This is a genomic window from Microcella sp. (assembly GCF_033763155.1).
Classification (GTDB): Bacteria; Actinomycetota; Actinomycetes; order Actinomycetales; family Microbacteriaceae; genus Microcella.
Genome location: NZ_JANRKZ010000075.1, coordinates 1 through 9,862 on the forward strand (window position 1 = coordinate 1; position 9,862 = coordinate 9,862).

A 9,862-nucleotide genomic window follows, 5' to 3' on the forward strand; every position below is an offset into this window, starting at 1 on the left:
CCTGTGAACCCTGAACTGACCGAGCGCGCGTTTGCGCCCACGGCCCCGTATCTCGTGGGTCGAGAGAAGGTGCGCGAGTTTGCGCGAGCCGTCTTCGCCACCGCGCCCCTGCACCACGACCCCGAGGCCGCCCGCGCGGCGGGCTTCGCCGACGTCGTAGCGCCCCCGACCTTTCCGATTGTGATCGCCGAGGCAACCCTGCAACAGTTGTTGGCCGAGCCCGATGCGGGCATCGACTTCAGCCGCGTGGTGCACGGTGACCAGCGCTTCACCTACTCGCGGCCCATCGTCGCGGGCGACGAACTCACGGCCACTCTGCGGGTCACGAGCATCAAGTCGCTCGGAGGCAACAGCATGGTCACGAGCGAGTCGACCATGACCGATGCCGCCGGCGAGCACGTCGCCACGAGCATCTCGACGCTCGTCATTCGAGGAGACGAATCATGAGCGTTCTCGACGGACTCGAGGTCGGTCAGGTGGTGGCCGAGCGCACGTTCTCGCTCTCGCGCGACAGCCTCGTGCGCTACGCCGGTGCGAGCGGCGACTTCAACCCCATTCACTACCGCGACGACGTCGCCGCCTCGGTGGGATTGCCGGGTGTTCTCGCGCACGGCATGCTCACGATGGGTTTCGCCGTGCAGCCCGTGATCGATTGGCTGGATGCCCGCGGCTGGGTCAGCGACTACCAGGTGCGGTTCACCCGTCCGGTCGTCGTCGACCCGCAGCTTGGCGCGGTCGTCACGGTCACCGCAACGGTCGGGGCCCTGGATGACGCCGGAGCTCGCATCGACCTCACCGCGAGCTACGACGACCAGACGGTGCTCGGCAAGGCGCAGGTTCGCGTCATCGCGTTCGCTTAGGTGACCATGCAGCTCGCTGAGCTCACGACCCTGCGCGTTGGCGGACCGGCCGACCGCTTCGTGGAGGCGACGACCGTCGATGCGCTCGTTGAGACGGTGCTCGAGGCCGATGCGGCGGGTGAGTCGTGGCTCGTGCTGGGCGGCGGTTCGAACGTTCTCATCGGCGATGACGGCGTCGATGGCGTCGTCGTGCGGGTGGCCACGCGCGGCATCGAGCGCCTTCCCGATGCCGTCGGATCTCCGCGACCGGTGCGGCTGCGCGTGCAGGCGGGCGAGCCGTGGGATGCCCTCGTGGCGCACACCGTCGAGAACGGCTGGGCGGGAATCGAAGCCCTCAGTGGCATTCCGGGCTCAACGGGAGCCGCGCCCATTCAAAACATCGGGGCGTACGGTCAAGACCTTGCCGAGAGTCTGGTGAGCGTTGAGGTGCTTGACGTCGAGAGTGGCGAGCGGCGCACGGTGCCCGCCCCGGCGCTCGAGCTGGGCTACCGCACGAGCGCTCTCAAGCAGGGCTGGCGAGCCGTCGTGCTGAGTGTTGAGCTCGCGCTTGAGCACGACTCCGTCGCGCGCAGCCGGCCCGTCGCCTATGCCCAGCTCGCTGACGCGCTGGGGGTGAGCGTCGGAGACCGAGCACCCCTGGCAGGAGTGCGCTCGGCGGTGCTCGCGCTGCGTGCCAGCAAGGGCATGGTGCTCGACGAAAACGACCCTCAGTCGGTGAGTGCGGGTTCGTTCTTCACGAATCCCATCGTCTCGGCGTCGTTTGCCTTGCGCCTGCCCGCCGACGCGCCGCGCTGGCCCCAGCAACCCGAGCCAGCGCCACTCGTGGTGCCCCTGGGGAGCGAACCGGCCACGCCGCCCGAGCCCGTCGACGGCACCGTCAAACTCAGTGCCGCCTGGCTGATCGAGCACGCCGGCATCGCTCGCGGCTTTGCGCTGCCGGGCTCGGGCGCATCCGTCTCGACCAAACACACCCTGGCTGTGACGAACGCGAGTGGGCGGGCGACGGCGGCAGAGGTCGCCGAGCTGGCGCGCTATATCCAGACGCGGGTCGCGAGTGAGTTCGGGGTCGTGCTGCACCCCGAGCCCGTGTTTGTCGGCATCACGCTCTAGCCTGCTAGATCAGCCCGCGCTCCATCGCGAGCGTGACCGCCCGCGTGCGGTCGTTGACGCCGAGCTTCTCGAACGCCCGCAGCAAGTGGGTCTTGACCGTGGATTCGCCGACGAACAGGCGTTCGCCGATTTCGCGGTTCGAGAGCCCCTCGGCCACTAATCGAACGACCTCGGTCTCGCGGGTCGTGAGCGGGGTCTGAGCGGGTTCGCGCATGCGCGACACGAGTTGGGCCGCAATCGCGGGCGAGAGCGCCACTTCGCCCGCGGCGACCGACCGCACGCCCGCAATGAGTTCGTCGGCGGGGGCGGCCTTGAGCAGGTAGCCACTCGCTCCCGCTTCGATCGCCGACAGGATGCTCGCATCACTCTCATACGTCGTGAGCACGAGCACGCGCACGGCGTCGGTGCGCTCGCGAATGCGCGCGGTTGCGGCGTCGCCCGTGAGCCGCGGCATCCGCACGTCCATGACCACGAGATTGGGCAGGAGCGCGAGCGCGAGCTCCACGGCCTGTTCGCCGTCGACGGCTTCACCGATCACGTCGATGTCGGGTTCGGCGGCCAAGAGCGCCACGATGCCGGCGCGCACCACCGCGTGGTCGTCGGCAACCAGCACGCGGATCATGGGGCTCATGCTCTCACTCCGCCCGGGTCGGTGGGCAGTTCGGCCGTCAGGGTGGTTCCGGCACCGGGCGCGCTCGTGACGCTCAGGGTTCCGTGCACGAGCGAGAGTCGCTCGGTCATGCCCGTGAGCCCAAAACCGTCGGGGGCCGCGGCGGGGTCGAAGCCAATGCCGTCGTCGATCACGCGAACCCGCAACCGATCATCATTGACGCGGCTCACGTCGATCGTGACGCGCGATGCCCGCGCGTGCTTGCGGGCGTTGCCGAGGGCCTCTTGCACACACCGCAGCGCGACGACATCGACGTCGCGCGACAGTGCGAGGCTGTCATCGACGCTGAGCTCGACCCGCACGCCCGTCTCACGCATAAAGCGGTCGGCGAGACGATGCAGTGCGCTCGCGAGGTCGAGACCGTCATCAGCCACGGCGGCACCCGCGGCGACGAGCGCACGTGTCTCGGTCAAGGCCGCGCGCGCGTTCTCTTCGAGCAGGGCGAGCGTGGCATCGGGGGCGGTGGCCTCTCGGCGCGCGCGCTGGGCCAGCATCACGAGCCCGGTGAGGTCTTGCGCGATCGTGTCGTGAAGATCGCGCGCCATGCGCTCGCGCTCGTCGGCCGCGCCCGCCGCCCGGTTGAGAGCAGCGATTTGCTCCTGGGCACCTTGTAGCTCGACCAAAAGGCGACCGCGTTCTTCGCCGAGCGCCGTCATGCGGCTAATCCAGAACCCCATTGCGAGGCTGAAGATGAGCGAGAGCGCAACGGTGAACGCCGTCTGCACGAGGTTCGCGGTTCCCGTGCCGAGCGACACGAGAAAGCCCACCCCCACCGCGAGTGCGATGGCGATGTTGGCGACGACGGCCCGGCGCATCGTGGCACTGAAGCTCCAGGCAATCGGATACGCAATGACCTGGATGATCGCCAGAGTGGGGTAGGCCGAGACGACGAGCCCCGAGGCCACCACGACGGCGACGATCAACGGCGTCACCGTCGCGGCCTCGGTGCCGCGGCGCCCGAGTGCGATCCACGCCACGACGAGCAGCGCGATGCCCGAGACGCCTACGCCGATGCGCCATGGCACGTCGGTGAGAACGAGCAGCAGCACGGCGAGGAGCGCGGCCGTGCCGAGCACGGCCGCATCCCACCATCGCATCGAGGTCATCGGGCGATCAGCTGTCTTTGCGAATCCAGCGGAAGGTCAGGCTCGTGATGACGAGCCCGGCAACGAGCCAGATGGCGAGCACGATCGCGATTCCGGGCAGATCCCACGACTCGTTTTGTTCGAGCACGACCAGTTCGTCGGGCAAGAAGACGCTGCGCATGCCCTGCGCCATCCACTTGAGGGGGAACACCGAGGCGACGTTCTGCAGCCACTCGGGGAGGTCACTAAAGCGCAAGTAGACGCCCGAGATGAACTGCAGCACGAGCGTGATGGGAATCACGACCGCGGTGGCACTCTTGCCGCTGCGCGGCACGGCGCTCAGCGCGATGCCGAGAATGGCCGAGCACAGCACGCCGAGCGTGAAGACCCACGCGAACGTCACCCAGTTCTCGGGGTTCTCGGGCAGGGGCACCTGAAAGACCGTGAAGCCCAGCAGCAAGAGCACGCCGGCCTGCAGCAGACCCGTCGTAAACGACTGACCGAGCTTGCCGATGAAGTAGCTCACCACCGGCAGGGGAGAGCCCGCGAGGCGCTTGAGAGTGCCGTCGCTCTTCTCCATCGCGATGTCGATCGCGAGGTTCTGCAGGCCGCTCAACAACACGCCCGCGGCGAGCATGGCGGGCAAGAAGAACCACGCGGCCGTGATCTCATCGCCGTCGGCCGTCTGGCCAAAGCTCGCCTCGCTAAACGAGACCGAGAAGATCGTGAGCATCACCACCGGAAACAAGAAGGTGAAGAAGACCGTGTCGCCCTGGCGAAAATACGCGCGCACTTCGTAGCCGATGCGCAGCACGCCCAGTCGGGCGGCGCGGCCGATGGCCGATTCGGTGCGGGATGCCCGGGCCGGGCTCATGGTCATGCTCGAGTCTGTCGTGCTCATCGTGCCGCCTCCGTCTCATTCAGTGCTTCAGCGCTCAGGTCGCTCGCGTGTTCGTGACCGACGAGGTCGAGGTAAACGTCTTCGAGGCTCGGGCGAATGACCTCGAGCGAGTCGGGCTCGGCGCCCAACCGGCCCACGAGCTCGGTCACGAGCGTGGCCGGTGTCGTCGTGCGCTGCTCGCGGCGCTCGCCGTTTTCGAGCCACCGCACGAGGGGCACGCGCGACTCGCGTCCGCCAATCTCGTCGATCGGGGCGAGATCAACCATGCGGCCGCCCGCGATGATGCCGGCTCGGTCGCCCAGCTGGGCGGCCTCGTCGAGGTAATGGGTCGTGAGCAAGATGCTCGTGCCCTCTTTCTGCAGCGTGCGAATCAACTGCCAGAAGCTACGACGCGCCTCGGGGTCGAAGCCCGTCGTGGGTTCGTCAAGAAACAGCAACTCGGGTGCGCCTACGATGCCCACGGCGACGTCGACGCGGCGACGCTGCCCGCCCGAGAGTTTGCGGATCAAGACGCCCGCCTTGCTCTCGAGCCCCACCGCGGCAATGACCTCGTCAACATCGCGCGGGCTCGGGTAGAGCGCGGCAAAGTGGCGCAGTTGTTCGGCGACGGTCACATTGCCGCTTTCGCCGCTCGACTGCAGCACGATGCCGAGTCGGGCCTTCCAGTCGAGTCCGCCCTTGCCGGGGTCGACACCGAGCACGCGCACGTCACCGCTCGTGCGGGCGCGGTATCCCTCGAGAATCTCGATCGTGGTCGATTTGCCGGCCCCGTTCGGCCCCAAGAGCGCGAAGGTCTCGCCGCGGTGGATGTCGAAGCTGATGCCGTCGACGGCGGTCAGGTCACCGTAGGTCTTGCGCAGGTCGCGCACCTCGATGACGTTGTCGTGAGTGGTCATGGTTCCAGCATCCCCCGCGCGGCAACACGGCGGAACACCTGCTCGGCTGATTCTCGGGTCAACCGATCGGTGGACCCGGGGGCCATAAATTCTCTTTTCCTAAACCGGCGTCAGTATTCGATAAACTGCGCGCGCGCATTATCGCGCGATGTTTATCGAGGAGAAAACAGTGAAGCGCATTACTACCGAGCTCGTCGACGACCTCGACGCCACCGTCATCGCTCCGGGCGAAGGGGGCACCGTCACGTTCTCGCTCGATGGCGCGAGCTACGAGATCGACCTCGGTCGCCACAACCAGCAGGCGTTGCGGGATGCCCTCGCTCCGTTTATCGCGGCGGCGCGGTCGACCGGCCGCCGCTCGTCGGGTTCCTCGCGCGCACGCCGCGCATCCACGGGCTCTGGCGACACGGCCGCCGTGCGGGCCTGGGCGTTGCGCAACGGCTACGAGGTGGGCGACCGGGGCCGCATTCCTGCCGAGATTCGCGCCGCCTACACGGCCGCGCAGGGCTAAGCACTTCGCGCTGCTCGCCCTCAGGAGGCGTCGCCGAGGCACCAGTCTGCGGCTGCTTCGGCGTGTAGCCGCGCGGTCGCAAAGAGCGGCACCGCGATGTCGTCGGGGCGCAGCAGTAGTTCGATTTCGGTGCACCCGGCGATAACGCCCTGGGCGCCGCGTGTCACCAGCTCGGAGATGATGGCGACGTAGGCCTCGCGCGACGACGTCGAAATGATTCCGCGCGCGAGTTCGTCATAAATGACAGAGTGCACGGTGTCTCGACCGCGCTCGTCGGGTGTGAGCACGGTGAGATCGAAACGCTCGCGCAAACGGTCGGCATAAAACGGCTTCTCCATCGTGAAGCGCGTGCCGAGCAGGGCGACGTGATCGATGCCGAGCGCACGCACGGCATCACCCGTGGGGTCGGCGATGTGCAGCAGGGGCACGTCGATGGCGGCGGCCACCTCGTCGGCGAGAAGGTGCATGGTGTTCGAGCAGATCACCACGGCCGTCGCGCCGGCTGCCACGAGCGACTGAGCGGCACCCGCGAGCAACCGACCGGCGTCGTCCCACCGCCCGGCAGACTGCAGAGCCTCAACCTCGGCAAAGTTGAACGTGCGCATGACGAGGTCGCCCGAGGCCACACCGCCGAGCCGCTCGCGCACGCGTTCGTGAATGATGCGCTCGTACTCGATCGACGACTCCCACGACATTCCGCCGAGCAAGCCCACCGTGCGCACGAGAGCGCTCGACTAGTCGGTGCCGAAGAGTGCGTGCAGGCGCTGGATGCCCTCGAGCAGGTCGGCGTCACCGAGCGCGTAGCTGAAGCGCAAGTAGCCGCTGGGGCCGAACGCCTCGCCGGGCACCGCCGCGACTTCTGCGTGCTCGAGCACGAGGTCAGCGAGCTCGAGCGAGGTCGTGGGCGTCGAGCCCTTCCACTCGCGGTTCAGCAGCGCCGTCACGTCGGGATACACATAGAACGCGCCCGTCGGCGTGGGGGTGACCATGCCGGGGATGCGGTTGAGCTCGGTGACGGCGACGCGCCGCCGCCGGTCGAAGGCCTCGCGCATGGTCGCCACGGCGTCTTGCGGGCCCGTCAGGGCGGCAATCGCCGCGCGCTGCGAAATGTTCGCGACATTGCTCGACAAGTGCGACTGCAGGTTCGAGGCCGCGGCGATGACGTCGGCCGGCCCGACCATCCATCCCACGCGCCAACCGGTCATGGCGTAGGTCTTGGCGACGCCATTGACGAGGATGCACTGCTCGGCCAGCTCGGGCACCGCTTCAACGATCGACACGGCACGAACGCCGTCGTAGGTGAGTGCCTGGTAGATCTCATCGCTGATGACCCAAATGCCATGCTTCAGCGCCCACTCGCCAATGGCCTTCGTCTGCTCGGGGCTGTAGACCGAGCCCGTGGGGTTTGAGGGGCTCACGAACAGCAGCACCTTGGTGCGCGGCGTGCGCGCGGCCTCAAGCTGGTCAACCGTGACGAGGTAGTTCTGGTCGGCGCCCGCGAAAACTTCGACGGGCACACCGCCGGCAAGGCGCACGACCTCGGGGTAGGTGGTCCAATACGGAGCCGGCAAGAGCACTTCGTCGCCCTCGTCGACGAGGGTCGCGAACGCCTGGAACACCGCTTGCTTGCCACCGTTGGTGATGATCACGCGGCTCGCGGTCGTCGACAGGCCGCTGTCGCGCGCCGTCTTCTCGGCGACGGCTTCGCGCAGCTCGGGCAGACCGGCTGCCGGCGTATAGCGGTGGTTTTTCGGGTCGCGTGCGGCGACGACGGCCGCCTCGACGATGTGCTCGGGCGTCGGAAAGTCGGGCTCTCCAGCGGCGTAGCTAATCACGGGGCGCCCCGCAGCCTTGAGGGCCTTGGCTTTGGCGTCAACCTTGAGAGTGGCAGATTCGCTAATGGCGGCGATGCGGCGGGCGATGCGGGAAGAGTCGGCGGTCACGCCCCGATTCTACGGGCGCGGGGCATCCGGTCGGTCGGATGCTCGCTCACGCTCGGCGCCTCTCGGCTTGGTGCTCTCTGCGTCGTCGCCTACACTGGGTCGAGGTAGTTGATTTCTGCCATGCTTTCGCGTGCCCTGAGATCAATTGCTGACCGCAGAGGGCGGTGGCTCAATTGGTAGAGCAGCGGTCTCCAAAACCGCAGGTTGCAGGTTCGAGTCCTGTCCGCCCTGCAGAGTCGTCGGCCCGGGGTGTTCGTGAGAACGCCCCGGGTTCGGCGGTGAGATGCGCTTCGAGCGTGTCACCCACCAGACCACACAGTCACAACGACGATGAGTCGTGAGGAGAGCATCACGTGAGCAATGTGATCGACGAGCCCGGCGAGGACATCGTTGCGAACGCGAAGAAAGAGCGCGCCGAGAAGCGTGGCCCCTTCGGTCGCATCGGACTGTTCTTGCGCCAGGTGATCAATGAGCTCAGCAAGGTGGTCACGCCCACCCGGCGTGAACTCGTCACCTACACGATCGTCGTACTCGTGTTCGTCGTGATCATGATGGCGATCGTGTCGGGCCTCGACCTCGTGTTCTTGTGGGTCGTGCGCTTCGTCTTCGGTGACGGGTCGGCCGCGGTCGGCGTCTAGCCTGCTCGCCTTCCCCGCTCGCCCGACGTACAGAGAGAAAGAGAAACCGTGACCGAGAAGCTTCCTAGCGACCTCGACTATTCGACTGCCGCCGAGCAGTCGTCTGAAGAAGACGAGGCGCAAGAGGGCAACACTCTCGAGGCCGACCTGCACGCGGCTGACGCCGTCGAGCACTCGGCAATGCACATCGTTGACGAGAGTGCTGAGCCCGACTTCGAGGGACTCCTCGATGAGCTCGAAGCGGCCGCTGACCCCGAAGCCGACGCGATCGTCGATGACGCTCTTGACATTGACTCGGCCGATGAAGCCGACGCGGCGGCCGAGGCCACCCACGACGAGTCAGAAGACGCCGCTGGCGCGAGTGACACCGCGGCGGGCGCATCGGCCGACGTCGAGGTTGACCCCTATGAAGAGTTCAAGCTCGACCTGCGCATGAAAGCCGGCAAGTGGTACGTCGTGCACTCCTACGCGGGCTTCGAGAAGCGCGTGAAGCAGAACATCGAGAACCGCAAGATCTCGATGAACATGGAAGACAGCATCTACGAGGTGCAGGTTCCCATGGAAGACGTCGTCGAGATCAAGAATGGCCAGCGCAAGCTCGTGACGCGCGTGCGCATTCCCAGCTACGTGCTCGTGCGCATGGACCTCAATGAAGACAGCTGGTCGGTCGTGCGTCACACACCCGGCGTGACCGGCTTCGTGGGCAACGCCCACAACCCGACCCCCCTGCGGTTCGACGAGGCGTTCCAGATGCTCAAGTCGACCGTGCAGATTGCAGAGGCTCCGGCCAAGGCGGGCGGCTCGAAGGGCGGCGGCCTCGCGGCTCGCGTCATTCCTGCCGAAATCGATTTCGAGGTGGGCGAGACCATCACGATCAAGGAGGGTTCGTTCGCGGGCCTCCCCGGCACGATCAACGAGATCAAGCCCGAGAGCGGCAAGCTCATCGTGCTCGTCTCACTGTTCGAGCGCGAGACCCCGGTCGAGCTGTCGTTCGACCAGGTCACCAAGCTGTAACACCACACCAACTACCGCGGCGCGCAACGGGCGCGCAGGCGGGAGCGCGGCATCCACCCGGATGTTGCTCGACAGAAAGAAGAAGAACATGGCACCGAAGAAGAAGGTCACGGGTCTGATCAAGCTGCAGATCCAGGCCGGCGCCGCCAACCCCGCCCCGCCCATCGGCCCGGCGCTCGGTCAGCACGGCGTCAACATCATGGAGTTCTGCAAGGCCTACAACGCGGCGACCGA

At 67.0% G+C, this 9,862-nt stretch carries 12 protein-coding genes, 1 tRNA gene and 1 pseudogene; 8 read left to right on the forward strand and 6 right to left on the reverse strand.

Going from position 1 to position 9,862, the window contains the following annotated elements:
* The 3 genes from SFU54_RS03290 to SFU54_RS03300 all read left to right on the forward strand — a co-directional run.
* Positions 1-447 (forward strand): MaoC family dehydratase N-terminal domain-containing protein (locus SFU54_RS03290; protein WP_319014889.1); only part of this gene is annotated, 447 nt, incomplete at its 5' end.
* The gene (locus SFU54_RS03295; RefSeq protein WP_319014890.1) at positions 444-860 is read left to right on the forward strand and encodes a MaoC/PaaZ C-terminal domain-containing protein; all 417 of its coding nucleotides are present in this window, start codon (positions 444-446) and stop codon (positions 858-860) included. The genes SFU54_RS03290 and SFU54_RS03295, both read left to right, overlap by 4 nt.
* A 6-nt stretch (positions 861-866) precedes the next feature.
* On the forward strand, positions 867-1,970 hold the full coding sequence (locus SFU54_RS03300) for a UDP-N-acetylmuramate dehydrogenase (protein ID WP_319014899.1): 1,104 nt from the start codon (positions 867-869) through the stop codon (positions 1,968-1,970).
* Positions 1,971-1,974: 4 nt separating this feature from the next.
* On the opposite strand, the gene SFU54_RS03305 is transcribed toward SFU54_RS03300, so the two are convergent.
* Genes SFU54_RS03305 through SFU54_RS03320 form a run of 4 tightly spaced genes read right to left on the reverse strand, consistent with a single transcriptional unit; the run spans position 1,975 to position 5,522 of the window.
* Complete coding sequence (locus SFU54_RS03305) at positions 1,975-2,601, reverse strand: response regulator transcription factor (RefSeq protein WP_319014891.1); 627 nt, start codon at positions 2,599-2,601, stop codon at positions 1,975-1,977.
* Entirely contained in the window at positions 2,598-3,746 is a 1,149-nt protein-coding gene (locus SFU54_RS03310; protein ID WP_319014892.1) for a sensor histidine kinase, read from the reverse strand. Before SFU54_RS03310 ends, SFU54_RS03305 begins: the two co-directional genes overlap by 4 nt.
* Before the next feature lie 7 nt (positions 3,747-3,753).
* A complete protein-coding gene (locus SFU54_RS03315; protein ID WP_413466552.1) occupies positions 3,754-4,626 on the reverse strand; it encodes an ABC transporter permease in 873 nt (290 codons plus the stop codon).
* The gene (locus tag SFU54_RS03320; RefSeq protein ID WP_319014893.1) at positions 4,623-5,522 is read right to left on the reverse strand and encodes an ABC transporter ATP-binding protein; all 900 of its coding nucleotides are present in this window, start codon (positions 5,520-5,522) and stop codon (positions 4,623-4,625) included. Before SFU54_RS03320 ends, SFU54_RS03315 begins: the two co-directional genes overlap by 4 nt.
* A 169-nt stretch (positions 5,523-5,691) precedes the next feature.
* Here SFU54_RS03320 and SFU54_RS03325 point away from each other — a divergent pair, with 169 nt between their 5' ends.
* Complete coding sequence (locus SFU54_RS03325) at positions 5,692-6,033, forward strand: Lsr2 family protein (protein ID WP_319014894.1); 342 nt, start codon at positions 5,692-5,694, stop codon at positions 6,031-6,033.
* Between the two features lie 20 nt (positions 6,034-6,053).
* Here SFU54_RS03325 and SFU54_RS03330 read toward each other — a convergent pair whose 3' ends face one another.
* The gene (locus SFU54_RS03330) at positions 6,054-6,755 is read right to left on the reverse strand and encodes an aspartate/glutamate racemase family protein (RefSeq protein ID WP_319014895.1); all 702 of its coding nucleotides are present in this window, start codon (positions 6,753-6,755) and stop codon (positions 6,054-6,056) included.
* A gap of 12 nt (positions 6,756-6,767) precedes the next feature.
* Positions 6,768-7,976 carry a pyridoxal phosphate-dependent aminotransferase gene (locus SFU54_RS03335; protein WP_319014896.1) on the reverse strand — a complete coding sequence of 403 codons (1,209 nt, stop codon included), beginning with the start codon at positions 7,974-7,976 and terminating at the stop codon, positions 6,768-6,770.
* Between the two features lie 158 nt (positions 7,977-8,134).
* Between SFU54_RS03335 and SFU54_RS03340 the strand changes: the two genes are divergently transcribed.
* From SFU54_RS03340 to SFU54_RS03355, 4 genes and pseudogenes are all read left to right on the forward strand, one after another.
* A tRNA-Trp gene (locus SFU54_RS03340) sits at positions 8,135-8,207 on the forward strand.
* Between the two features lie 122 nt (positions 8,208-8,329).
* Positions 8,330-8,614 carry a preprotein translocase subunit SecE gene (secE, locus tag SFU54_RS03345; RefSeq protein WP_319014897.1) on the forward strand — a complete coding sequence of 95 codons (285 nt, stop codon included), beginning with the start codon at positions 8,330-8,332 and terminating at the stop codon, positions 8,612-8,614.
* A gap of 48 nt (positions 8,615-8,662) precedes the next feature.
* Positions 8,663-9,628, forward strand: a complete 966-nt coding sequence (nusG, locus tag SFU54_RS03350; RefSeq protein WP_319014898.1) for a transcription termination/antitermination protein NusG — start codon at positions 8,663-8,665, stop codon at positions 9,626-9,628.
* An 88-nt stretch (positions 9,629-9,716) separates the two neighbouring features.
* Positions 9,717-9,862: pseudogene (locus tag SFU54_RS03355) on the forward strand (50S ribosomal protein L11); the annotation flags it as partial.

Coding starts and splice junctions, on each gene's coding strand:
- SFU54_RS03295 (WP_319014890.1), top strand. CDS start 444: ATGAGCGTTCTCGACGGACTCGAGGTCGGTCAGGTGGTGGCCGAGCGC.
- SFU54_RS03320 (WP_319014893.1), bottom strand. CDS start 5,522: ATGACCACTCACGACAACGTCATCGAGGTGCGCGACCTGCGCAAGACC.
- SFU54_RS03310 (WP_319014892.1), bottom strand. CDS start 3,746: ATGACCTCGATGCGATGGTGGGATGCGGCCGTGCTCGGCACGGCCGCG.
- SFU54_RS03300 (WP_319014899.1), top strand. CDS start 867: ATGCAGCTCGCTGAGCTCACGACCCTGCGCGTTGGCGGACCGGCCGAC.
- SFU54_RS03315 (WP_413466552.1), bottom strand. CDS start 4,626: ATGAGCACGACAGACTCGAGCATGACCATGAGCCCGGCCCGGGCATCC.
- SFU54_RS03305 (WP_319014891.1), bottom strand. CDS start 2,601: ATGAGCCCCATGATCCGCGTGCTGGTTGCCGACGACCACGCGGTGGTG.